The following is a 23888-nucleotide window of genomic DNA, read 5'->3' on the forward strand; positions in this document are numbered from 1 at the left end:
AGCTTCAAGGCAACCGTTCTATGTACTACAACATCGATTATTTTACTGCGTCTTTAAGCGCTTTACCTGGTTTAAAAGCAGGCACCTTGCTTGCTGCGATGTCGATTTCTTTACCTGTTTGTGGGTTACGTCCTTTACGTGCAGCACGTTCACGAACTTCAAAGTTACCAAAACCGATTAATTGAACTTTTTCACCACTTGCAAGTGCAGTTTGAATTGATTCAAATACAGCTTCAACTGCTTTAGATGCGTCTTTTTTAGAAAGATCCGCAGCTTCAGCAACAGAGTTCACTAATTCTGTTTTATTCATACCATTCACCTCCTCTCAAAGGAAGATAGCTTCAACCTGTAAAAAGAGTATCACAACCAAAAAGGCTTAGCAACACTATTTGCACCTCTTTTGGGAACTTTAAGCAAAAATAATGGAATTTAATGAAATAACGGGACTTTTCGCATAGTCGCGAAAAGCCCCGTTATAAATTTTATAAAATAAATGTTACTAAACCTCTATCTCCTTCATTTACCATTCTTTCAATTGTTTCACGCATTCTCTTCTTTGCAATTTCCGAAACATTCTCTGTTTTATATCGCAAACTTTCTTTCATAACTTCTACAAGTGAAGTACCAAAGACTTGTGTTTGCCATAATGCATCTCGATCATGTAAATAGCCATGCTTTAAATCTTTTAACAGTTGTTGGCTATGGAATTCTGATCCTATCAGCGGCGCAAATTCAGCTTCCATGTCAACACGGATTATATGAAGCGAAGCTGCCTTAGCCTTTAGGCTAACACCGTAGAAATTATTTTGCTTTATAATTTCAGGTGCAGACGGTTGGAAGTCTTGGATAGTTGGTAGCGAAACACCGTAACCATGTGTTTTGGCAGCCTCTAAAGCCTCTGAAAATTTGTTATATGCCTTTCTAGCTGTTGAAGCTTCTTTCACAAACAGGAGCCAGTCTTTTTTAGTTTGAATAGGTTCTTCTAACCATTCGTCACACACTTCTTGAAATACCTCAGGTTTTAAGCCAATTTGGATACATGCTGATCCACGCCCAGGATTAGCTTCCACAACATCTGCAGATTGAATGAAAGGAACTTGTTTAAATCGTGAAGCCAGCTCTTTCACATCTCTCATTTTAGATACAATTTGAAGCCATTCCTGCAAGGAGGATGTAATTGCATTATTCACGAAATGATCTGGTTCTAATACATCAGTCCAATCAGGTTTAACTAGTTCAATATCCGTAATCGGAAATTCATAAAGTGCTTGTTGGAGTATGTATTGAATTTCCTCCGCAGTCATTCGATCGACAGCAACCGCAATAACCGGCACTTCATGCTCTTTCTGTAAGTCTTCACATAATTGAATAGTATCAACATGACCAGGCAATTTACTATTTAATACAATAACAAAAGGTTTACCGATTTCTTTCAGTTGAGCAATGATTTCTCTTTCCGCACTTTCAGCAGCTTTTCTTGGAATATTATTAACCGAGCCATCTGTTGTTACTACTATACCGATTGTTGAATGATCTCGAATTACTTTATCTGTTCCAATTCTTGCAGCCTCTTCAAATGGGATGGCTTCACTATGCCAAGGTGTATGCACTAATTTTTGACCATCTTCGCCTGAATGCGTTTTTATTCCATCAATCATATAACCTACACAATCTACTAATCTAATTTGTAAGCGTAACTGCTCTTCGCCCAGATAAATATTCGTTCCATGTGCAGGAACAAATTTGGGCTCTGCTGTCATAATTACATTACCTGGAGAACTTTGTGGAAGTTCATCCTGTGCACGTATTCTTTCCGATTCCTCTTTTATATTTGGAATAACTACAAGCTCCATTACACGCTTTACAAATGTAGATTTTCCAACACGAACTGGTCCTACAACACCAATATACACATCTCCATTAGTACGCTCTGCTATTTGTTCATAAAGTTTATTTGTCATGGATATTCTCCTTTCTTCGCAGTTTAATATATGCACAAAAAAAACGTTTCATGCATAATGCACGAAACGTTGGAGAGCTTATTTTGATAACATAAAAACTGGTTCATTATTCTCATTTACGGTATACGGTAATGAGTAGGCAGGAACAATTGCAAAATTATCTGTTAATAGATGACGAATGTCCTCGCCTGGTTGAACTTTAGTTTCATTCTCTTGAAGTAAACGATTCAATTCAATTGAGTAATCCACGTATACTTTGCCATCCCCAGTTGCCACTAAAGGTAATTGAGTGTCTGAATAAGGGCTCTGTACGGATAATTCACTTTTATATCCCATCTTCTTGTAATCTAATTTGTAGACACCTTCCGTAATGATTTCAGCAACGGGTCCGTATCCATTAATACCTTTTCGATAGTTTATATCTCGTATAGTATCTGCAATTCGTAAATCTACTAATTTTACAGTCGGATTCTCTTCTACATCCATCAACACGTATTGATAAATACCACCAACTTCATAAGAATTTGCTGGCGCCTTCCCTAAGTATGAAGGTACAATTTTTTTAAAGTCAATAGGATACTTAATATACAAGTCAGTTTCCATATCACGGGTTTTAATCGGTAATAATCCAGCCGAATCTTCTTGAAAGCTATCAACGGCTTTTTGGACAGCTTCTAACTGATCTTCATACGGCAATAGATTTTCAGCTTCTTGTCCGTTTTTAAAACCACATCCAGCCAATACAAGAATAGCTATCATGAGCATACCAAGTAGTTTAATATTTCTCATCCTAATCTCCTTACTAAGCTTTTGTTGGATTAAAGATAATATATACCATTGTGATAAATCCAATAAATAATAATATGTATGCAATCAAACCAAATATAGCTTTTAGAAATTTGTTTTGTAGTTTCGTCTTAACAAAGAACATAAACAACATAGCTAAAAACATACTGCCCATTGAACCAAATGAAATCCACATCTTATCCATAGATGATATCAATAACATGTGCTTACCCACCTTTCTACAACTAAAAAGTATATCACATCAAAAAAGAGTTGTAATTTGTACAACTCTTTTTGTATAAATTAGAAAGTTTTATAATCCTCTAACTCATGTTTCTTCGTTCTATGCATTAGTATATCTACTGCCTCTTTAGGACTTATATTTTCAAATAAAACAGAATAAAGCGCTTCAGTAATAGGCATATCCACCTGTTGTTTTTGAGCTAGTTGATAAGCAGCTTTCGTAGTTCGAACGCCCTCTACTACCATACCTATCTCATTTAGTACTTTTTCAAGCGATGCACCTTTGCCAAGCATATTTCCAGCTCTCCAGTTTCTAGAATGGACGCTTGTACACGTGGCAATCAAGTCTCCCATCCCAGTTAAACCTGAAAATGTATAAGGTTGTGCGCCTAAACTAATACCTAACCTCGTAATTTCTGCTAGGCCTCTTGTTATAAGCGCAGCCTTTGCATTATCACCATAGCCTAATCCATCAACAATACCTGCAGCTAAAGCAATTACATTTTTAAGGGCAGCCCCTATTTCTACACCAATCACGTCATCATTCGTATATACTCGAAAAGAATTGTTCATAAATAAGTCTTGAACCTGTTTAGCAGCTTCCATATTCTCACTCGCAGCAGTAATAGTAGTAGGGTGGTTTAAGACAACTTCTTCTGCATGGCTCGGACCAGATAATACAACAATTGCTTCCACATTGATTGTAGGTATTTCATCTACAATCATTTCAGAAATACGTTTGAATGAATCAGGTTCTATCCCCTTCGAAACATGCACAAACAGTTTTTTACTATTTAAATGCTCTTTCATATCACGACAAACATCTCGAATCGCCTTCGTAGGAACCGCAATTACAATGGTATTTGCATGTTTGATAGCTGTTTCAAAGCTACTAGTTGCTTTTAGGTTACTCGGTAAAACGGTTTCTGGTAGATACTTTTTATTTGTATGTTCAGTATTTATTTCAGCTGCTTGGTTTTCTCTATGTGACCAAAGGAGACAATCATGATTGTTATTAGCTAGTACCATTGCTAGAGCTGTACCCCAGCTACCAGCTCCTAATACAGTTATCTTCTCCATTACTATACGCCCCTTTAAAACAATTTAATCAAGTTCTTGCACGAGTAATGATTCGGATAGGAGTTCCCTCAAAATCAAATGATTCTCTAATACGATTTTCTAAAAATCGCTCGTATGAGAAGTGCATTAACTCAGGTTCATTTACAAACACAACAAATGTCGGTGGCTTAATAGCCACTTGCGTTGCATAGTAAATACGCAATCTTTTGCCTTTATCAGTAGGGGCAGGATTACGAGCTACAGAATCCTCAATCACTTCATTCAATACAGAAGATTGTACACGAAGTGAATGATTTTCACTTACTTTATTAATAATAGGTAAAATTGCATGCACACGTTGTTTTGTTTTCGCTGATACAAATACTATTGGTGCATAGTCTAAGAATTGAAAATGTTCACGAATAGATTTTGTCATTTCATTCATCGTTTTATCATTTTTCTCAATTGCATCCCATTTATTGACTACGATAATAACCGCTTTTCCGCCCTCATGTGCATATCCAGCAATTTTTTTATCCTGCTCCTGAATACCTTCTTCTGCATTTATAACAACTAAGACAACATCTGAGCGTTCTATCGCCTTTAGAGCACGTAGCACACTGTATTTCTCCGTTGTTTCGTAAACTTTACCTTTTTTTCGCATTCCTGCTGTGTCGATCATGACATAATCTTGTCCATCAAAGGAGTACTCGGTGTCTATAGCATCTCTCGTAGTACCAGCTATATCACTTACGATTACACGTTCATGTCCTAAAAATGCATTGATTAATGATGACTTCCCTACATTAGGTCTTCCGATTAATGAGAATTTAATAACATCCTCACCGTACTCTTGGTCCTCCAAATCAGGGAAATTTTTCGCAACTTCATCTAACAAATCCCCAAGTCCAAGTCCATGTGATCCAGAGATCGGATATGGTTCGCCCATACCTAATGCATAAAAGTCATAGATCATTTCACGCATATCAGGATTGTCGATTTTATTCACCGCTAAAACTACAGGCTTTTTCGTTTTGTATAAAATTTTTGCAACATATTCGTCAGCTGAAGTTACACCTTCTCGCCCATTTGTTAAGAAAACAATTACGTCAGCTTCGTCCATTGCAATTTCTGCTTGTTGTTTAATCTGCTCTAAGAATGGTTCATCACTAAGCTCAATACCACCTGTGTCAATAATGTTAAACTCATGTGTTAACCAATCTGCCGAGCTATATATACGATCACGTGTAACACCTGGAATATCTTCCACAATAGATACACGCTCTCCTACAATTCGATTAAATATGGTTGATTTGCCGACATTTGGCCTACCAACGATTGCTACTACTGGTTTTGTCATTGCTAATTCATCCTTCCAACTTCATCTATTCTGTATTATACAACATAGTGACACACAAATGCACATTCCCTATATATTAAACGAAATCCTAGACGTATCATTGTTTAGAAATTGTTAAAACTTACACAAAGCAAATTAATTGCTACCATGCATTGCCTTGGGATACTTTGGGGCTAACAAATAAATAAAAAATAAAAGTCATAGGCGGCATTATGTATAGGTTAAGAAAGCTAACTAACGGATATTACAAGCGCAATACTAATAAACAGACAACAAATTATTGTTATCTTTATCTTTATTTGTATAACTATTCAGCTACACCCTCGGTGGGAATCGATTTGAGCACTCAATACTATTGATTCAAGGTCTTTTAGATTCCCAGTGTAAAATCTGTGTAAAAAAATAATTGTTTTCACCAATTAGATATAATATGTTTACTCCATTTCCATTTACAAGTAAGTTATAATAAATACCAAAATGGGATGGAGAGAATCATTTGAAAGTTTTTGCTTTGCTTTTAACCACTACACTTTTACTTATCGGTTGTTCAGATAAACAACAAGAAACTTCTAGTGTTGATGATAATAAAGTTGAAGGAACACTTGAAGTTGTTACTCATGAAGAACCTACCGAAAATGAAACAACTAATGAAGAAGAAACAACAAAAACAGAGAAAACTGAAGATATTACAGCACCTTTGGTAGAAATAGATAATACATTAACACGTGCAAACATAGATGCATTATTTTCAGTAGATCCAGACGAAACGCAATATGAAAATGGTCAACTGGAATTTAAACAAGGTGAAATTGTAGAAGTTGATTATATTTCTTATTTAGGAACAGATGGAATTGATTATGTAAGTGCTATGTTTTTTGAAGATGAATTAGTAAATATTCAATTAGATACTACATTATCAGATGAAGAATTAGAAAAACGTTTAGGCATAGATATTAATGAAGACTTAATGATTGAAGACATGCGAGAAAGAGGAGTTTACGAAATCACTTTTAATGATAAATTCAATGAAAGTGAAATAGCAAGATACCCTTTTGAAATGGATTAAATAACAAAAGCCCAACCTCAATAATGGTTGGGCTTTTGTTTATAGCATAGAACGCAGTGCCTTCATCAACTAAAGCACCCTTTAGTTGAATAAAACATAAATCACTCGTTGGATTCAATTATTTTAACGTAACGTCTGCCGCTTCTAACTTGGCGGCTAACTAAATTAAAAATAGTTTAGATCATTCGTTATCCATATTTGGATTTTGTTGACGAAGCATCCAGTAATATTGAACAAGCTGATTCTCATACTTAAAGTGCAATTCGTAAAAATACATATGCCATTTTGGATCTATATGTTCATAGTATTTCGCTAAAGTACCGTATAAACTTGTCTTCTGAAGAAGCTCTGCTAAACGAGGATCCATTTATTCTCTCCTTTTTCTTTTCAACTATAATCAATGTATTCACCAATCATGATTCCTGATTAGGCAAATAAAAAAAGCCCCACCCACAATTAAGTGAGGAGGAATGGAATTATTTTTGTCAGTCATTATAACTCAAATTCTTGGTTATTCTTATATTTAACGAGAAATATTGTATTCTATACTTATTAAAATTATAACTATAATCATTACTATCATTACTATAATTCTATTTCTATTTCTTATATTTTTATTAGCTTTCATTATTCCAATATCCCAGAATTATCTGCTACTACTCTTTTCATAGATTTCTCCTTTTTCCTTAGAAACTTTTAAATTTTTTTAAAATAGTTCAAACCATGTCACCTATATATTTTCGTTTCTTTTATTACTTTTATTTCATATCCTCTATCCATTTTGTTAATTTCAACTAGATCACCCACATTCAAAGAAACATCAATCATTTTTTTAGGAATTATTATACACTTCGAATCATCTATTAATTGTGAAAATAATCCAAAAAAATCATCTCTTTGTCTCAGAACATAATACCTCTTCATAACCGTTCGCATCTTCTTTCCTAGTAATAATATTCTTGCTAAGATTATTTTAAAATATCCGGTATTTCAGTAATTCATGTTGCCTACCCCACAAGGAATATTATACTAAAAAAATAATTTTGTCTATCCTTTTTGAATATTCAATTTTTACTATAATGTGAAAGAACAAAAAAGCGACCTTCACAATTATTATCTGCACCACTTATAAAGTCACTCTTCAGTCCTCCTTTTCTTTTGCTCAAAATATTCTATTTACAAAGTCGCTTGCCTTACTGGTCTGTGTATAAAAATCGCATTTGAGATGAATAATAAGCGCGTTATTAGGGATTATAAAGGTAGAGGGATGACCTATGTGGGATCACATTTATTAGTATGTAATCAACTCTCCTTTCGTAGGCTATTTGGAAATTTATTTAGGAGGTTCTACACAAATGACAAATAAAAACGTGAATACGAATGCAAGTACTAGTAAGAAAAAGAAAGTTCAAACTACTGATACAGCGTATGGAGATCCTGTAAAAGCCTCTTCACTTACTATAAATAATGATTATAAGCAAGCTACTTCCACAATTGCTGAAAGTACACAGAATGGTAATAGTCGAAAAGATTAAAAAAGGAATAGAAAAAGATCTAGGTCAAATCAACACTAATTGGTTATATTATTTTGTAATTATTGGACATATTATTAAAAGCAAATAAGACGCGTCACTTTCCTTCCTAACTCCCAGTTTAATATCCAGTTTTTAAAGACCTTCATGCAAAAGGTCTTTTTTGTTTTAGGATACATTTTTCGAAGTGTTCACTTTTTATTGATTTTTCACTATTGAAACTTCCCACCTTCAATGGGAGAAGCAGAGGCGAAGCATTTGGTCTTCTGTGGAAACGGGACTCCCTTTAGTAAAATTGCATGGGATTAGGACACACAAAAGCAGGCGACTTTATAAAATCGCCTGCTCAATTAAATCATATTATGAATAATACCTTCGACTCCCTAAAAACTTTGAACAGTCTAATCTAGTTTTTATTCGTAAAATCCTTTAGTTTATCGCCTAATACATCACTTATAGAAAATCCTTTCGACTCTTCTGGTAATTGATAGTCGTCTAAGTTGTAGTCGTTCTCATTTTCAATAAGTTCTTTAATGCTTAAAGATAAACGTTTGTCCTTACTATTAACATCAAGAACTTTCACTTCCACTTCTTCGCCCTCTTTTAGCACTTCATGAGGAGAAGTAACATGCTTATGCGCAATTTGAGAAATATGAACTAGACCCTCGACACCAGGGAATACTTCTACAAACGCACCATATGAAACGATGCGTCTCACCGTACCCGTTAATACAGAACCTTTAGATGCTTTATCTTCAATTTCTGTCCAAGGTCCTGGTAAAGTATCTTTAATAGATAAAGAAATTCTTTCTGAATCTCGATCTACTGATAATACTTTTACTTTTACTTCTTGTCCTTCTTTTAATACATCCGCAACATTGTCTAAATGATCATGAGATATTTGAGAGATATGAACAAGACCATCCACACCGCCAATATCAACAAAAGCACCGAAAGATGCAATTCGCTGAACAGTTCCCGAAATTATATCTCCGCTATGAATATTTTCAAGCGTTTTCTGTTTACTTACAGCTTTTTCATCTTCAACAACTGCTTTATGAGAAAGAATAAGCCTATTTTTTTCCTTCTCTAATTCCACAATTTTAAAGGTTAACACTTTACCTTTATAATCCTCAAACGACTCTACGAAATGATCCTCGATTAAAGATGCCGGGATAAACCCTCTCACACCTAAATCAACGACTAAACCGCCTTTTACTACTTCTTTTACTTCTGTTTCAATCACTTCACCTGATTGAAATTGTTTTTCAAGCTGATCCCAAGCTTTTTCTGCATCTACTTTGCGCTTGGAAAGGACAAAATTTGCTTCTTCTACTTTTGTAATCATTAACTCTAATTCTTCACCGATGGAAACGGCGTCGGATGCTTTTTCAATATGCAAGCTCGATAGTTCACTGATTGGAACTATTCCATCAAAAGGTGCACCTTCGATTGTTACGATTGCTGACTTCTCGTCTACTTGCGCAATCGTCGCTTTTACTAGATCTCCCTCTTTAAACTCATGTGAGTCAACTAAGTTCATTTCTTCTGACATATGATTATCCTCCTTCACAACGTCTCTTCTCTATTTTATGCGAACAAGCACAGAAATACAAAAGGAAGCCCTTCTCAAATTGAAAAAAGATTTGATTTATTTCGTTTTTTTATGTTGCTCTAGTAGTACCCCAATACTCTCCATTATAACTTCAGTCACTTCATCAGCAGAAGCTTTCCGCTCTCTATAAGGTTGAATATCTATCATATCTCCGAATACAATTTTTAACTTTCTAAATGGTTTATAGGGACCGATAATCGCACAAGGAACTACATTTGCATCTCCTCTTAGCGCAAAAAAACCTGCCCCACTAAAACCTTTTCCTAGCTTTCCATCTTTACTTCTTGTCCCTTCTGGAAAAAGACCTACTACTTCTCCATTCTTTAAGAGTTTAATAGCCATACGCAAGGCATCTCTATCACTCATCCCTCTTTTTACTGGAAAAGCATTTACTCCAGGAAGAATATTTTTCAAGATTGGAATATTAAATAATTCTTCCTTCGCCATAAAATTTACTGGTCTTGGTGCATTAATACCCACTACTGGTGGATCTAAAGCATCAATATGATTTGCACATAATAGAATTCCTCCCTCTTTTGGGAACTTTTCTATTCCGATTACTTCAAATCGGTATATAGGTTTTAAAGCAGCATAAACAACTGTCTTCGCAAAGGAATATAGATTCATATTAAGCCATCCTTTCTTTTGCAAGTTTCATAATTTTCTCAGATACTTCTTCAATTGTAAGTGAGGTAGTGTCTATAAAAATTGCATCCTCTGCTTGTACTAAAGGTGAAGCTTCTCGCTCACTATCCAGCTTGTCTCGAAGTTCTATATCATTCATAAGTTCTTCTAGACTGGACTCAATACCTCTTTTATTATTCTCACTAAACCTTCTTTTTGCACGTTCTTCTACACTTGCAGACATGAAAATTTTTAACTCAGCATCAGTTAATACGGATGTACCAATATCTCTACCATCCATTACCACACTTCCGTTTTTCCCCATCTCTACCTGTCTACGCACCATTTCTTTACGTAATTCGGCATGTGCTGCAACTACAGAAACGGATGCTGTTACTTCTTTTGAGCGAATCTCCTCTGTTACCTCTTGATTATCTAGAAATACTTGCTGTCCTTTAGGAGAAGGCTTTAACTCAATCGATGTTTGTTTAAGTAAGCTAGTTAATTTATCTTCATCTTGCAAATCTATGTTTGATTGAATGGCTTTATACGTTATTGCACGATACATGGCTCCTGTATCTACATATGTATATCCAAGTAATTCTGCAGTCTTTTTAGCAATAGTACTTTTCCCTGCCGCTGCAGGACCATCTATTGCTATTTGTATTTGTTTTGTCATATTTGTAGCCTCCACTCTATTCAAGTATATTTTAGCATAAATTCGTACGTAAAAAAAAAGCCTGTATAAACAGACTTTTTTCAGCTCATTTCTCTTTTTCTTAATGATAATTGGCGCTCAAAACAAAAGCGAACTATTTGCTGTTTATCTAAGTCATCTGTATCAGTAAATTGAAGAGAGGCTATATGTTGCTGCCCTCTTTCCCATATTCGAACAACTGCTGCAGTTGTAGTAACATATTTAATGTCACCATTATTAAAAGCAAGAGGAATAAGTAAAGAAATTTCGTCCCCTTCTTTAAACCTAACTTCCCGATTCAGTATAACAGCTGTTCCTCCTGCACTAAGATCATCCGTAACAAATTGGTATTTTTCATCTTCAAATTGTATGGAGATATCTAAAGCAGTAGTAACTCGAACAAAATCTCTTCTTTGAATTTTTATTATTTCCGAGTCACCTGGATAAAGAAGCTTTATCATCGGTATTTGCCCATTTCTCTTACCCAATACTTCTGTTTGAAAAGCAAACGCGGATTTAGATTCCTCTACATAAGAAGCACGAAGTTGAGCACCATCAATGAAAAAAGCGGTTCTATTCGTATTTGTATCTATCGGATAGTCAACATATATAAATTGTTCATCTAAGTCAACCACTTTACATCGATATTTCTCTGCTTTGTCTGTAAACGTAGGCTCTAGTATTAAATTAGTCCCAAGTTTAATTTCCATACTTTTATCCCTCTTTAAGTGTCATAATAGTTCTATTATGACACTTAAAAGTACATTTTTCTATAAAAAATGTTTAAGGGAGTTTTTCTGAGTGCAATATCTCATGATTTTCTGTATCGATATAAATTCTATATGTGCCAATAGAATCATTTTTTGTTAAAACTTCAAAAGCTAGTCTTTGTTGTAATTCTTTATTTTCAACATAAGCTAAACGTTCCTCTTCCACTGAAAAATCACTTGAGAACATCTCTTTATAGTTCAGTGGCTTCACTTCTTGAGGAGCAATTTTTTCTTTTTGAATATATTCCATTGCGTTTAACCCAAGTAATTCACCATTATCTTTTGCAACCTTTAGTTGAATTCCATCTGCATAAATTAATGCGTCATTCTCCGAATCCTTTCTAGCAAATGATAAATGCCAAGCTATATTGTTCTCACGGTACTCCACCATTTCGGTATCCGCATAGTCAAAAGCTTTCATATAGGTTGAAGCTTTTTCTTTTAATTGTTCAACGGATATTGCTGTTTGATCAAATGGTCTCTCCATTAAGTAAGATAATAAATGACCACCCTTTTTAGTGAAGTCAGCATATCCAATACGAATTCCCTTATGGAACTGAATATGGTAAAAAGGATATGGTGCATCTTTGGAACTCTCCGTAATATGAATTGTAGCATCTTTAAATTCTGGGAATAACTTAATAAATTTTTGTTTCATTTGTTCAGCAGTAACTTCTGAATCCTCTATATGTTTAAGATCCTTCTTTTTCTGTTGATCCGTCTCACTAGCCGTCATTGGAAAATCACTTTCCGTGTAGGTTTTCACTGAATTTCCAAGTGACTTCCAATTCTTTTCACTACTTTTATTTACTTTATTATTCACAAACGAATTGACTATATAATCTTTCGATCCGTCCTCTCTGTTTGTAAAAGCCCATTGTTCAGAAAGCGAACGTAAATTGTCACGTGCATTTGACATATTTTTTTGCCAATCTTCAATTGGTACTTTTCCCTCTTTTACGAGTGAAGCACCATTTCCGATACGATTTAAATAATTCATCCATGCAGTAGAAGTCTCACTATCGATTGGTAATGCTGAAATTGATGCACGAACATCAGAAGATAGCCTCCATACATCGTCCAATGGTTGTTCTAGTGCTTCTTTATCTTGAAATAATAGAGTTTGATCAATTGAGTCACTTAGTTTTACTAATTTTTCTGAAGCAGATGTTAATTGATTGGAATACTGAATAGCCAGCGCATTTTCTAACCGGTTATTCTTTGCTTGAACTGAAAAATGATAGACAAGGAATATGACAGCGACAGATGCAATTATCCATATATACTTTTTCATTTTATCTCCTTATGAACAAAAAATATGCTGTCCGATTTTTTTAATTTGAGGTCTTGACCAAATCCACTCACTTGTAGCTGTATCAGGGTTAAAGTAATAGATAGCATTTTCTGTAGGATCCCAACCATTTAATGCGTCTAAAACTGCTTCTTTTGCTCGTTCGTTTGGCTCTAGCCAAATTTGACCATCAGCAACTGCAGTAAAGGCTAGTGGCTGAAAAATTACTTCTGATACTGTATTTGGAAAATCTGGATGCTCCACTCGGTTTAATATAACTGCTGCAACCGCAACTTGCCCTTCGTATGGCTCTCCCCTTGCTTCTCCATAAACGGCATTCGCAATTAACTTTAACTCTTTTTCAGAGTATTTTGGGGGAAGCTGCATATTCGTGCTTTCTGCTTTTTTGTTTTTTACCTGCTTATCTAGGTCCGTTCCACCATAATAGGTAAAACTGTTGCCTTTATTAAGTTGACCATGCACATATTGTTTATCGTACTTAGATGCATTTACTAGTTTCTTTTTAGTGCCTTCCCCTAGAATCCCATCAATAGGAAGTCCATATTTCTCTTGAAAATTTCTTAATGCCCAATACGTGCTATAGCCAAATTTACCGTCTATTTGACTTGTATAAAACCCAATGTATTGAAGTCTTGCTTGTAATTCAATTACATCGTCACCAAAGGCACCCCGTTCTAATACCTGGGTGGAAAATGCCTGAGTTGATTGTTCCTGTTGTATAAATGCATAGCTTCCAGAAATAAAGACCAAGCTAATTAGGATGTATTTTATCTGTTTCAAATGACATCTCTCCTTTATAACTAGCTTGGGTAAGAAATCGATAAATATACAAAAAAAATCTAGCTACGGCTAGATTCTTCTTTCAAAAAATATTCATGATGTTCAAACCTTTTATGACGTGAAAGTATATGTGCTTTTTTTACTTTGGATAAACCGAATACCCATAAAAACAACATAAATGGAACCATTAATAGCAAATTTACATCCTTGATGATTAAAATACTATTATAAGTAGCATGTAAAAAGAAGGTTGCTAAAAGAGCATAAGCAATTTCATATTTCACTTTTTTCGTCACTGTGAATTTCGCTCTTCCTATGTAATATCCCATCACTACGCCAAATAATGCATGACTTGAAACCGGTAGTAAGGCACGTAAAAATGCTTGATTCATCCCAAAATTCAATAAAAACAGTATGTTTTCAACTGTAGCGAATCCAAGAGAAACACTTGCCCCATACAAAATACCGTCATAAGGATCATCAAACTCAACATGTTTATAAATAGCAATTATAAGAATCAACCATTTAAAAAATTCTTCTAGTGCACTTGTTACTAATACTTGGTGGATAAATATAGATGAAAACACATTTTCTTGTTGAATTACATGTTGTATGAATAAAATAGGAAAAGTTAATATAGCACCGTAAATAAATGTATGTAACAATAACCTAGAAGGTTCTTTTGCAATTTCCTTACGTAGGTAAAAATAACTTAAAAGTGCAAGAGCCGGAGCTATTGCAACGGAAAGCAGTATAAACATATCCTTACTCCTTCCATATAACTATATCTATTATACATTATAATTTTGCTAATTTGTAAAAATAACGGAGGTGTTTCTATGAAAAATATATTATTAATCCACACAGGCGGTACTATTTCTATGCAAATTCAGGCAGAAACAGGAGCTGTCATCCCTATAGAAAATAATCCTATTTCGATGGAAGGAGAAAAATTAAAAGAATATGCAAATATTAAAGAAATTGAAGCTTTTAATTTGCCATCTCCACATATTACTCCAAAAGAAATGCTTTTGTTAAAACAAATGATAGACGAGTCTATTCAAAAGGACCATATAGAAGGAGTAGTCATAACTCACGGAACGGACACTTTAGAGGAAACAGCATATTTTTTGGACTTAACCGTGGATACTACTATTCCAATTGTACTAACTGGTGCGATGCGTTCTTCCAATGAAGTAGGATCAGATGGATTATATAATCTATTATCTGCTGTAAAAGTTGCAAGTTCTGATGATGCAAAAGACAAAGGGGTGTTAGTTGTATTAAATGATGAAATACACACAGCCGAAAATGTTACAAAAACTCATGCCAGTAATGTAAGTACTTTTCAAAGTCCTCAGTATGGTCCGATAGGTTTTATATCTAAATCTATAGTACATTTTCACCATTCACCAAATCATCGAACTGTGTTTCCTATTCAAAGTATTGCGAAAAGAGTCGCTCTCTTCAAAGTGTATGCGGGAATGGAGCCAGATCTGTTAGCTTCATGTGTTGAATTAGGGTATGACGGAATTGTATTAGAAGGATTAGGTCAGGGAAATGTACCCCCAAGTCTTCTACCAATTATCGAGGAAAGTATTAAAAAGGATATTCAGATTGTACTCGTTTCTAGATGTTTTAATGGTATTGCGCAAGATGTGTACGGATATGATGGTGGAGGAAAAAGCTTAAAAAATGCTGGTGTTATATTTGCTCCAGGATTAAATGGGCAAAAAGCAAGGTTAGCACTTTTAATAGCACTAAACCATCCAAATAAAACAAAAGCTATGGAAAATATTTTCTCTATATAAATTAAGAATAAGCAAACAGTGTTAGATTGTAGGCAAACTCTTCGCGTTTGCCTACGGTCTTTTACTTTAACAATAAATGCGGATAAATAATATTGATGATTTCCACTTCGCTTGCCATTAATAGAGCAGGTTTTAGTCACTTAAATTTTTTCAATTAGTATAGAAAATCGTTGAAAAAGGCGACACTTCTACGGGAATAGCATTAGCCGAAGACTACGCAGCTGAGGGGAAGGGAATCTAAGTTCGCCGCATCCTGCTCCTGCGCAAAGCTCGTCGCAAAAGAACTTTTGCGGCAACGATTTCATGACCAACATCGTGTTGGCCTAGAAGGCTAAGGCAACGTCCGCGGAAAGGGAGCCGTTTCTACGATTTTCTTATTTATCGGACTACATTATTAATAAAATTAAATTCTATGACTTTTTCAGTGCCCTCAGAAAAGTTAAATGCTTACGATTAATCGAATATTATCTATAAAGAATCGATTATCTATTAGTTACCTGTTCTTTTTCGTTCTATTTCCTTTGCAATCAGATTACCATGAAATCGTCCGTTTTCAATAAATATTTCATTTGCATTATTTCCTGCAGCAATCACCCCTGCAATAAAAATGCCTTCGATATTCGTTTCCATTGTATCCACATTAAAGGTAGGTCTACCAGTCTCCTGATCGATAATAACTCCCATTTTAGTTAAAAAATTATGGTCTGGATGATAACCTGTCATCGCAAATACAAAGTCGTTCTCTACTTTGAAATCACCATCTGGTCCTTTTAAATACACAAACTGTTCGTCAACTTCTAACACCGAGGTATCAAAATGCATAATTATTTCTTTATTACGGACAAGTCCCTCAAATTCAGGTAAAATCCAAGGTTTAATGCTTGGTGAATAATTACTACCACGATACACAACTGTTACATTTGCACCTGCTTTATTTAACTCTAAAGCAGCATCAATTGCGGAGTTTTTGCCTCCTATTACTAAAACATTTTGGCCAAAATAAGGATGACCTTCTTTAAAATAATGTAGAACCTTGGGTAATTCTTCTCCAGGTATCCCCATATAGTTAGGTTGGTCGTAATAACCTGTTGCAATGATGACATTCGAAGCATGATAAATTGCTTTTGAAGTTGTCACTAGAAAATGTTTATCTTTTTTTTCTACACTTTGTACAAACTCGTACTTTTTAACTTGTATGTTTTTTAACTTAACAACTTCTCTATAATAGACTAACGCTTGATTTCTCTTTGGCTTTCTTTCTTCTACAATGAATGGTATATCGCCTATCGATAGTTTCTCACTTGTACTAAAAAAAGTTTGGTGGGTAGGATAATTATATATTGCTTCCACGATATTTCCTTTTTCTATAACTACACAATTTAAACCAATTTCCTGAGCAGCGATTGCTGCTGCAAGTCCGCATGGTCCTCCACCAACAATGAGTACGTCTATGTTTTGATCCACACTTATAACTTCCTTCCTTAATTCTTCAAGTTATTTCCTTTTTGCTTGCCAAATAATGTGATGAGATGGCACTCTGATTTAGCCCCTAACCTTAGGTGAATCCCTGTAGTTCCAAAGCCATTACTTACAAGTTCCGCACTATTCTCTTTCACCCGAAACGATCCTTTTTCATAAATTCCAATAGGTCCTAAACGAATTTGACCGCCATGAAGATGTCCGGCCATTAACAAATGTGGTTTAGCCACTTTTTTGGCATTGTTGAAAAATGCTGGTGCATGACATACAAATACAACTACTTCATTTTCTAATACTTCTTGAAAAGCATCATATATTCTAACCCTTCCAGTAAAACCATCATTTATTCCAACTAGTCGAATGACCGAATGGCTATTATGTATCGCCAAAGATGTATTATTTAATATCTTCACATCATTTTCTTCTAATATAGAGTTCAGATGTTCCTCACCTATTTCACGATCATTGTTTCCATAAACGTAATAAACAGGTCCAAGTTTACTTAAATCAACTATATTTTTTTCAGTTCTCTCCAGGGGTACACCTTTTTCAGTTAAATCCCCCCCAATCACTACTATATCTACCTCACCTACTAAAGAATGAATAAGTTTTTCGGGTATTTGTCTACGATGAATATCGGAGATGAAAAATATATTAAATTGTTCCCCATCTTTCATTTCCTCGATTTGTAATGAATGTTTTATAACATTTGTCTGAAACGCCAAAAATCTCATATAAAACATCAACGCAGCACTAAAAATGATGAAAAGTATAATGATATAAGTCAATTATATCCCCCTATCTAAACATAGAAAAGGACAGGGAATTCCCCTGTCCAGCGCCGTACAAATATTGTAGAGATTAATATCAATCTTTATCGATGTGTAATACTCGAAATCCTGATTTTTCAAGGTCTGCAATAATTCGATCTACTTTTTGATCGTTATCAATTTTAAGTACGATTCTACGGGCTAGTTTATCCGTTTCATCAAAAGTAACTAATGAAATTACAGGTGTATGATATTTGTGTAGAATATCTGAAACCTTAAGTATCCGGCCTTCGGATTCAACTGAGGCAAAAGTAATTCTAGTACCTTTTCTATTCATACCAAAAGCGCTTTGGAACTGGTTAATTGTATCATATCGTGTCACAATTCCTAGAAACTTTCCTTCATCTAACACCGCGATAATTGGAAAGTCGTACAGTTTTACAAAAGTACTTTCAAAAACATCTTCTAATTCTACAAAAGTATCTTCTCTTGTAACAACGTCCATAACTGTCGTCTTCATTAAAAATGTTTCTCGATCCAATTCACTATAATAAAAGGCCTTATATAAAAGATATTTATTAAACATACCTCTATATATACCATTATCGAGTATAGGAAGTGCATCAATTTCTTTTTCATCAAGCTGCTGCAAAGCTTCTAGCAGTGAAGTATTTGGTTGAACAGTCAAACATTTTTCTTTAGGGATCATCACACTTTTTACAAACATTTAAAGTACACCTCTTCCAAACGGGATATTCTTTATATATTCTTCAAAAGTAGAAAATATCCTTCTTTATAAGTTATTCTAAGGCAATATCAGTTTCTGTCCAGCTGAAATACTATTCGATGTTAATCCATTTGCAGCTTTTATTTTTTCAACTGCATTTGGATCCTTATAATAGTTTACTGCTATTCGATACAGTGTTTCATCTGCTTTTACAATATGCGTTCTTTGTTCGGTTTCAACTTTTTGTTCTTCTTCTTTTGGTTCTTCTTTTGGTTCTGTTTTCACTTCTGGTTTCACTTCAGGAGTTGCTTGTTCAGTTGATTCCTCTTTTGGGGTTGAAGGTTCATTCTCATCTTCTGCTTCTTGCGAATTTTCTTCCACACTTTCTTCTTCCTCTTCCTTCTCCGTGCCATTTGAAATTGGTTTTGTTTCCACTTGAATGACACCTTGACTAGAAGCCTCTTCCACTTTATCTGGAGTGTAGAAAAAATGTACATATAGGAAAATGCACACAGGTATTAAGATAAAGATAAAAAACAAAGAAGGTAACAGAAGGTTTTTAGATTTTTTTTTAGGCTTTTTAGTATAGCTAGATCTTCTCGTTCTTCTTGATTCCGTCATATTATCTTCTAGGCCAATAGATTGTCTATGCTCATCAATCTTTTTTTGATAATCGTCTTGATTCATATTGTTCAAACTCCATTCATTCCTTCTTTACTAACTCTATTATGACGAATTTTGTTGAAAAAGTAAACTTCACAATGTTTTAAGGACGGAGCAACTCATTAATTCTATTGAACCAGTTTAGTTCTATTTCTTCTCCATTTTGCTTTTCACGTTTTGTAAGTAATAGCTGGAGATCAAGTGAACAATTTGAACAACAATTCATTGGCCTAGTAATCAGTTGTTCATCAAAAGAATATAAAATTTGTTCCCTTATACACCGGTCACTTTGGAATAAATTAAATAACTTATGAATTTCTAGCCATTTTCTCTGTTTTATGTCATGAAATAAAGCAATAGTCTCTTGTTCAGACAAGATTTCCTTCCAATAATTCAATATACGTAACGTAGTCTCCGAAAGAATAATCTGATTATCTTCTGATTGAAAAGCAGCATGTATATCCGTTTCATCCGGAAAATCCTTCATTGCAACATAAAAAGACTGTTCTACATCCGAATTAGTGTAAATAAGTGAAGCAATCGACTGATTTCCGTCTCTTGCTGCTCTTCCCACTTCTTGCATATAACTAGCAATAGAAGTTGGGATATGGTCATGTATAATTTGTCGAATATTGTTTTTATGAATACCCATACCAAATGCATTTGTTGCACAAATCCAATCTAAATCCCCATGCTGAAATTGTTGTTGGACTAATACACGATCATCTTGTTCCATTTTAGCATGATAAAATGCAACTTTTACTCCTCTTTCCTCTAATTTACTAGCATAAAATTCTGCTTTTTTACGAGATTGAGTATATAAAATTCCTGGACCATTAGTAGCGGTTATACGACCTACAATCCAAGCTTCTTTCTCCTTATGATCATCTACTTTTTGTACTTCATAAGCAATTGTAGGTCGATCTAATGAATGAATATACTCAAATGGATCTTTCATATGTAAGGTCCCTTTTATATCTTTAACTACTTTTTTGGTGGCAGTTGCTGTTAAAGCAAGTACATTCGCTTTTGGAAATGCATCTAACCATTTCGAGATTCTCAAATAATCAGGACGAAAATCATACCCCCACTGTGAAATACAATGTGCTTCATCTGCTACTATATATGCTATGGAAATAGCGGATAAGGCATTATTAAAACGTTTATTTTGAAGCATTTCTGGTGAAGTAAAGATAAATTTATAGGAAGCTAATTTTCTCATAACCATTTCTTTTTGTTCGTAAGTTAGAAAAGAGTTTATTGCAACTACTCTTTTTTCACCGATTATCTTTAATTGTTCTACTTGATCTTGCATTAACGATACTAATGGAGAAACAATTACAACAGTACCCTTTATAAAATAAGCGGGCAATTGATATAATAATGATTTTCCCATACCAGTTGGCAGTATTGCGACTACATCTTTTCCTTCGATGACCTGTTCAATTATTTCTTTTTGTCCGTCTCGAAAAGAACTATAGCCAAATTTCTGATGAAGAATTTCTGTCAGTTTATCCATTAGCCCCTTCTCCTTTTGCAAGTGCAATTCTAATTTGAAAAAAGCTTAAATGAGGAACATGCTCTCGAATAGCTTTTAACTTTTTTGTTTGTAATCTATTAGAAATCTTTAACACTTTATCAACTTGTTCATTGGATATATAAGAGTAAATAGGAAAGTTTCGTATAGCTGATACAATTTCAATAATATGATCTTCAATCGTATTAAATTTTAATAAGCGTATTGCAGCTATATCCTCCAGGGTATGGCCTTTTTGAATTAATTGATACGTCTTCATTGCAGATTCAGTCAAAGGAGTTTGAACCTCTACATTTTTTGTGAGAGGTAATAAATCTGGAAACTTTTCATCATGGATAATCGATAGTGCAATATGTAAACTCTCAATGAATAACAGTTTTATATCCAAAAGTGGTCGATTGTAATACCGAGCTAATTGCTCCCATGTCAACCCACTCCTTCCATAACCACTTAGACGATAGACAAATATTTCTCTATGAATATTCTCAAATTTTGTGTTCTCAAGTAGCTGCAGCAATTGTTGCCTAAAGTTTGTACAAAATTCTGCACTTTTGTAATCCCTGCTAAATAGATATCCTTTAACAAAATGATGTATATCTGGATTCTTTTGATTTGGAACATAACGGTGCACATTGGCTTCAAAATGAGATAACGTTTGAATAACCAAAGCAATTCTGCTCCAAAACATATGCTCATTTCCTCTATATAACCAACCATTAAATTGAGGATTTCTCATTGAATTCATGTGCATGGAGCCTTTTTCTGTAAGAATAATAATCGACTCGTCTTCTTCAATATACCCCTCTTTTAAAAGTGTCAAAATTTCGCCATTATATTCATCTAGTGATAATTTAGGATAAAGTGAAAAATAAGGATGAAGTTTAAAATAAGTAACATCCTGTATCGTCTGGCCAGATTTTTTACCTTTTAATAAGTAAAATGGAGCTGTAGAAGACCGTTCTCCGTGAAACTTATGTATGATTAATAATAATAATTGATGAAAGTACACTGTAAATACCTCACGTTTTTTAATGTATTTTTGTTGAAATGTCACGTAAACACCTTTAGAATGAATAGGATAGCTATTCCGTGTAAGCAGATATAAAGGAGAGAATATATTTATGGCTAAATATACAATTGTAGATAAAGATACATGTATCGCATGTGGCGCATGTGGCGCAGCAGCACCTGATATATACGATTATGATGATGAAGGCATTGCATATGTTATTTTAGATGATAACATGGGGACAGTAGAAGTTCCAGACGAACTACTAGAAGATATGGAAGATGCTTTTGAAGGATGCCCTACAGATTCAATTAAAGTGGCAGATGAGTCATTTGAAGGCGATGCTTTAAAATTTGAATAGATGAATAATACAAACTGCCTAGATTTTTCAGGCAGTTTTTTTATGAGAATTTGCAAGCGGCATGTTCACTTTAGTGTGAACAACTTGCTCTAGACAAAATGATTATTTACCATTTGCAGCAAACATATTTCGATAATATTGTTGCAAAGTTTAAAAAAAATGCCGGAAGAAGCAACATCTGGCACACTCACGCTATTGTTAATAAAGGGAACCACATTACACGGATGTGCACTTGCCGCACGCTACGCATGAGCCTCCGCAGCATGAGTCACTCCTTTGTCGCTCCCACATCCTATACGGGGTCTCATTCTTCGCGCTCATGCGGCTTGTAAGGCGCACATCCTGAAGAAATCCGATTATATAAAGAATTATCGAAAGAAGCAATCCTACATCCTGTTTTCAGGATTATTAATTTACAATCTATTAAAAGAATCTACTTTATTGCTTCAAAAGAACACACTGGCATTCGCGCCTTGCCAGCCGCATGACGTACCGTATGAGACAGAGAAATGCGCTTGCGCATACAGCGGCTCATGCGGACGTGCGGCCAGCGCGAATGCCTTTAGTCGGTGATGTGTATGTAATAGTCAATTCACATAAATTTTTACTTAGAGATTGAAAACACGGTTGTGCGCTTGCTGCACGCTACGCATGAGCCTCCGCAGGATGAGTCGCTCCCAAATCTGATAGGAGTTTTTTTCTCACTATAAAAAGGTCGTTTCTCTAAGATAGAGAAACGTCCTTTAATTAATTTATATCAGGAACACTAAACGAATTTGTTACTCGGTCGAGCAATGGTTTCATTCGCTTAAATAAAACAATCATAACGATTGTAACTAATAGTCCTTTTATCAAATTGAACGGTAGGATACCGAAAATAATAGAATTGAACAAAGCTGTACCAGTCTCCATAGGGAAGTTTAAGAAGTACGTATACATTGGTAAAAATATAAAGTAATTTAAAACACTCATACCTATTGCCATGGAAATCGTTCCAGAAACTAAACCGTACATGATCCCTTTAGATGATGATGCTTTGCGATAAATTAAATAAACAGGTGCTATAAATAGAATACTAGTTACAAAATTCGCCATATGTCCTACTGGAACACCAGTTGGACTACCAGCAAACAACCAATCTAATACGTTTTTCAAAAACGCTACGACAATACCTGCAATTGGCCCCATCGTAATAGCTGCAATTAGTGCTGGAATATCACTAAAATCCACTTTTAAATAAGCTGGTAGTACCGGTAATGGAAATGCAAGTAGCATCAATACAAATGAAATACTACTCAACATTGCGATAGCAATAAGCTTTCGCGTCTTACTTTTTGTCATTATTCCTCTCTCCTTTTGCGATTCACTCCACAAGAAGAAAGGTTCAGTACGAAATTGTAACTCAAAAATCCCTTAAGCTATTAAAGAGCTCAAGGGAGAAACAAGGCACACTTAAAAAAGCGTATCCGTATTAGAGTATACGAAAAACGACTGTACCTTCACCTTCTCCCATCCAGACTATACTGTCGGCTTTGGAATCTAACCAAATCCTGCCAATTACGGCTCGCGGGCTCAAGAAATGAATCTTCTAATACCGCCGATCGGGAATTTCACCCTGCCCCGAAGATGAATCAATATTTTATTATTCTTCAAGAATAATATCTTGAATTAATAATATATTAACAAAAACAAAACCGTTATGCAATATAATTGCTTCAAAATTTTA

The 23888-nt window shown here is 34.7% G+C and carries 25 protein-coding genes and 1 riboswitch; of the genes, 4 read left to right on the plus strand and 21 right to left on the minus strand.

Going from position 1 to position 23888, the window contains the following annotated elements; all coding sequences use genetic code 11:
- Window positions 1–37: 37 nt before the first annotated feature.
- The 6 genes from AM499_RS08500 to der form a co-directional block, all read right to left on the minus strand.
- The gene (locus AM499_RS08500; protein ID WP_053589799.1) at window positions 38–310 is read right to left on the minus strand and encodes an HU family DNA-binding protein; all 273 of its coding nucleotides are present in this window, start codon (window positions 308–310) and stop codon (window positions 38–40) included.
- 172 nt (window positions 311–482) lie between these two features.
- Complete coding sequence (gene spoIVA / locus AM499_RS08505) at window positions 483–1961, minus strand: stage IV sporulation protein A (RefSeq protein ID WP_053589800.1); 1479 nt, start codon at window positions 1959–1961, stop codon at window positions 483–485.
- 78 nt (window positions 1962–2039) lie between these two features.
- Window positions 2040–2750, minus strand: coding sequence for a hypothetical protein (locus AM499_RS08510; protein WP_053589801.1), 711 nt, complete (start codon window positions 2748–2750; stop codon window positions 2040–2042).
- 13 nt (window positions 2751–2763) lie between these two features.
- Window positions 2764–2970 (minus strand): DUF2768 domain-containing protein, encoded by a 207-nt coding sequence (locus AM499_RS08515; protein WP_231687546.1) that lies wholly within the window; start codon window positions 2968–2970, stop codon window positions 2764–2766.
- An 80-nt stretch (window positions 2971–3050) separates the two neighbouring features.
- Complete coding sequence (locus AM499_RS08520; protein ID WP_053589802.1) at window positions 3051–4070, minus strand: NAD(P)H-dependent glycerol-3-phosphate dehydrogenase; 1020 nt, start codon at window positions 4068–4070, stop codon at window positions 3051–3053.
- 28 nt (window positions 4071–4098) lie between these two features.
- Complete coding sequence (gene der / locus AM499_RS08525) at window positions 4099–5409, minus strand: ribosome biogenesis GTPase Der (RefSeq protein WP_053589803.1); 1311 nt, start codon at window positions 5407–5409, stop codon at window positions 4099–4101.
- A gap of 496 nt (window positions 5410–5905) precedes the next feature.
- On the opposite strand from der, the gene AM499_RS08530 reads away from it, so the two are divergent.
- Window positions 5906–6475 (plus strand): hypothetical protein, encoded by a 570-nt coding sequence (locus tag AM499_RS08530; protein ID WP_053589804.1) that lies wholly within the window; start codon window positions 5906–5908, stop codon window positions 6473–6475.
- Between the two features lie 181 nt (window positions 6476–6656).
- On the opposite strand, the gene AM499_RS08535 is transcribed toward AM499_RS08530, so the two are convergent.
- Window positions 6657–6842 (minus strand): hypothetical protein, encoded by a 186-nt coding sequence (locus AM499_RS08535; RefSeq protein WP_053589805.1) that lies wholly within the window; start codon window positions 6840–6842, stop codon window positions 6657–6659.
- Between the two features lie 988 nt (window positions 6843–7830).
- On the opposite strand from AM499_RS08535, the gene AM499_RS08545 reads away from it, so the two are divergent.
- The gene (locus AM499_RS08545) at window positions 7831–8010 is read left to right on the plus strand and encodes a hypothetical protein (protein ID WP_053589807.1); all 180 of its coding nucleotides are present in this window, start codon (window positions 7831–7833) and stop codon (window positions 8008–8010) included.
- Window positions 8011–8413: 403 nt separating this feature from the next.
- On the opposite strand, the gene rpsA is transcribed toward AM499_RS08545, so the two are convergent.
- The 7 genes from rpsA to prsW form a co-directional block, all read right to left on the minus strand.
- The gene (gene rpsA / locus AM499_RS08550) at window positions 8414–9562 is read right to left on the minus strand and encodes a 30S ribosomal protein S1 (protein ID WP_053589808.1); all 1149 of its coding nucleotides are present in this window, start codon (window positions 9560–9562) and stop codon (window positions 8414–8416) included.
- 96 nt (window positions 9563–9658) lie between these two features.
- Window positions 9659–10249 (minus strand): lysophospholipid acyltransferase family protein, encoded by a 591-nt coding sequence (locus AM499_RS08555; RefSeq protein ID WP_053589809.1) that lies wholly within the window; start codon window positions 10247–10249, stop codon window positions 9659–9661.
- Between the two features lies 1 nt (window position 10250).
- Window positions 10251–10925 carry a (d)CMP kinase gene (cmk, locus tag AM499_RS08560; RefSeq protein WP_053589810.1) on the minus strand — a complete coding sequence of 225 codons (675 nt, stop codon included), beginning with the start codon at window positions 10923–10925 and terminating at the stop codon, window positions 10251–10253.
- 80 nt (window positions 10926–11005) lie between these two features.
- The gene (locus AM499_RS08565) at window positions 11006–11653 is read right to left on the minus strand and encodes a flagellar brake protein (RefSeq protein WP_053589811.1); all 648 of its coding nucleotides are present in this window, start codon (window positions 11651–11653) and stop codon (window positions 11006–11008) included.
- A gap of 73 nt (window positions 11654–11726) precedes the next feature.
- Window positions 11727–13007, minus strand: coding sequence for a PepSY1/2 domain-containing protein (locus AM499_RS08570; protein WP_053589812.1), 1281 nt, complete (start codon window positions 13005–13007; stop codon window positions 11727–11729).
- Window positions 13008–13016: 9 nt separating this feature from the next.
- The gene (gene sleB / locus AM499_RS08575) at window positions 13017–13781 is read right to left on the minus strand and encodes a spore cortex-lytic enzyme (protein ID WP_053592142.1); all 765 of its coding nucleotides are present in this window, start codon (window positions 13779–13781) and stop codon (window positions 13017–13019) included.
- An 83-nt stretch (window positions 13782–13864) separates the two neighbouring features.
- The gene (gene prsW / locus AM499_RS08580; protein ID WP_053589813.1) at window positions 13865–14566 is read right to left on the minus strand and encodes a glutamic-type intramembrane protease PrsW; all 702 of its coding nucleotides are present in this window, start codon (window positions 14564–14566) and stop codon (window positions 13865–13867) included.
- A gap of 78 nt (window positions 14567–14644) precedes the next feature.
- Between prsW and AM499_RS08585 the strand changes: the two genes are divergently transcribed.
- Window positions 14645–15616: an asparaginase gene (locus AM499_RS08585; protein WP_053589814.1), complete on the plus strand. Its 972-nt coding sequence runs from the start codon at window positions 14645–14647 to the stop codon at window positions 15614–15616.
- Between the two features lie 489 nt (window positions 15617–16105).
- On the opposite strand, the gene AM499_RS08590 is transcribed toward AM499_RS08585, so the two are convergent.
- The 6 genes from AM499_RS08590 to AM499_RS08615 form a co-directional block, all read right to left on the minus strand.
- Window positions 16106–17080, minus strand: coding sequence for a YpdA family putative bacillithiol disulfide reductase (locus tag AM499_RS08590; RefSeq protein ID WP_053589815.1), 975 nt, complete (start codon window positions 17078–17080; stop codon window positions 16106–16108).
- A 17-nt stretch (window positions 17081–17097) separates the two neighbouring features.
- Window positions 17098–17883 (minus strand): metallophosphoesterase, encoded by a 786-nt coding sequence (locus AM499_RS08595; protein ID WP_053589816.1) that lies wholly within the window; start codon window positions 17881–17883, stop codon window positions 17098–17100.
- 79 nt (window positions 17884–17962) lie between these two features.
- Window positions 17963–18592: a CBS domain-containing protein gene (locus AM499_RS08600; RefSeq protein WP_053589817.1), complete on the minus strand. Its 630-nt coding sequence runs from the start codon at window positions 18590–18592 to the stop codon at window positions 17963–17965.
- A gap of 78 nt (window positions 18593–18670) precedes the next feature.
- The gene (locus AM499_RS08605; protein WP_053589818.1) at window positions 18671–19279 is read right to left on the minus strand and encodes a LysM peptidoglycan-binding domain-containing protein; all 609 of its coding nucleotides are present in this window, start codon (window positions 19277–19279) and stop codon (window positions 18671–18673) included.
- Between the two features lie 79 nt (window positions 19280–19358).
- On the minus strand, window positions 19359–20774 hold the full coding sequence (locus AM499_RS08610) for a RecQ family ATP-dependent DNA helicase (RefSeq protein ID WP_053589819.1): 1416 nt from the start codon (window positions 20772–20774) through the stop codon (window positions 19359–19361).
- Window positions 20767–21846: a YpbB family protein gene (locus AM499_RS08615; RefSeq protein WP_053589820.1), complete on the minus strand. Its 1080-nt coding sequence runs from the start codon at window positions 21844–21846 to the stop codon at window positions 20767–20769. The genes AM499_RS08610 and AM499_RS08615 overlap by 8 nt, the downstream gene beginning before the upstream one ends.
- 67 nt (window positions 21847–21913) lie before the next feature.
- On the opposite strand from AM499_RS08615, the gene AM499_RS08620 reads away from it, so the two are divergent.
- Window positions 21914–22162, plus strand: a complete 249-nt coding sequence (locus AM499_RS08620; RefSeq protein WP_053589821.1) for a ferredoxin — start codon at window positions 21914–21916, stop codon at window positions 22160–22162.
- A 747-nt stretch (window positions 22163–22909) separates the two neighbouring features.
- Here AM499_RS08620 and AM499_RS08625 read toward each other — a convergent pair.
- Entirely contained in the window at window positions 22910–23503 is a 594-nt protein-coding gene (locus AM499_RS08625) for an ECF transporter S component (RefSeq protein ID WP_053589822.1), read from the minus strand.
- A gap of 156 nt (window positions 23504–23659) precedes the next feature.
- Window positions 23660–23794: riboswitch (FMN riboswitch) on the minus strand.
- Window positions 23795–23888: the final 94 nt, after the last annotated feature.

Source organism: Bacillus sp. FJAT-22090 (assembly GCF_001278755.1).
GTDB lineage: Bacteria > Bacillota > Bacilli > Bacillales_A > Planococcaceae > Psychrobacillus.

Coding starts and splice junctions, on each gene's coding strand:
- AM499_RS08500 (WP_053589799.1), bottom strand. CDS start 310: ATGAATAAAACAGAATTAGTGAACTCTGTTGCTGAAGCTGCGGATCTT.
- spoIVA (WP_053589800.1), bottom strand. CDS start 1,961: ATGACAAATAAACTTTATGAACAAATAGCAGAGCGTACTAATGGAGAT.
- AM499_RS08510 (WP_053589801.1), bottom strand. CDS start 2,750: ATGAGAAATATTAAACTACTTGGTATGCTCATGATAGCTATTCTTGTA.
- AM499_RS08515 (WP_231687546.1), bottom strand. CDS start 2,970: ATGTTATTGATATCATCTATGGATAAGATGTGGATTTCATTTGGTTCA.
- AM499_RS08520 (WP_053589802.1), bottom strand. CDS start 4,070: ATGGAGAAGATAACTGTATTAGGAGCTGGTAGCTGGGGTACAGCTCTA.
- der (WP_053589803.1), bottom strand. CDS start 5,409: ATGACAAAACCAGTAGTAGCAATCGTTGGTAGGCCAAATGTCGGCAAA.
- AM499_RS08535 (WP_053589805.1), bottom strand. CDS start 6,842: ATGGATCCTCGTTTAGCAGAGCTTCTTCAGAAGACAAGTTTATACGGT.
- AM499_RS08545 (WP_053589807.1), top strand. CDS start 7,831: ATGACAAATAAAAACGTGAATACGAATGCAAGTACTAGTAAGAAAAAG.
- rpsA (WP_053589808.1), bottom strand. CDS start 9,562: ATGTCAGAAGAAATGAACTTAGTTGACTCACATGAGTTTAAAGAGGGA.
- AM499_RS08555 (WP_053589809.1), bottom strand. CDS start 10,249: ATGAATCTATATTCCTTTGCGAAGACAGTTGTTTATGCTGCTTTAAAA.
- cmk (WP_053589810.1), bottom strand. CDS start 10,925: ATGACAAAACAAATACAAATAGCAATAGATGGTCCTGCAGCGGCAGGG.
- AM499_RS08565 (WP_053589811.1), bottom strand. CDS start 11,653: ATGGAAATTAAACTTGGGACTAATTTAATACTAGAGCCTACGTTTACA.
- AM499_RS08570 (WP_053589812.1), bottom strand. CDS start 13,007: ATGAAAAAGTATATATGGATAATTGCATCTGTCGCTGTCATATTCCTT.
- prsW (WP_053589813.1), bottom strand. CDS start 14,566: ATGTTTATACTGCTTTCCGTTGCAATAGCTCCGGCTCTTGCACTTTTA.
- AM499_RS08585 (WP_053589814.1), top strand. CDS start 14,645: ATGAAAAATATATTATTAATCCACACAGGCGGTACTATTTCTATGCAA.
- AM499_RS08600 (WP_053589817.1), bottom strand. CDS start 18,592: ATGTTTGTAAAAAGTGTGATGATCCCTAAAGAAAAATGTTTGACTGTT.
- AM499_RS08605 (WP_053589818.1), bottom strand. CDS start 19,279: ATGAATCAAGACGATTATCAAAAAAAGATTGATGAGCATAGACAATCT.
- AM499_RS08610 (WP_053589819.1), bottom strand. CDS start 20,774: ATGGATAAACTGACAGAAATTCTTCATCAGAAATTTGGCTATAGTTCT.
- AM499_RS08620 (WP_053589821.1), top strand. CDS start 21,914: ATGGCTAAATATACAATTGTAGATAAAGATACATGTATCGCATGTGGC.
- AM499_RS08625 (WP_053589822.1), bottom strand. CDS start 23,503: ATGACAAAAAGTAAGACGCGAAAGCTTATTGCTATCGCAATGTTGAGT.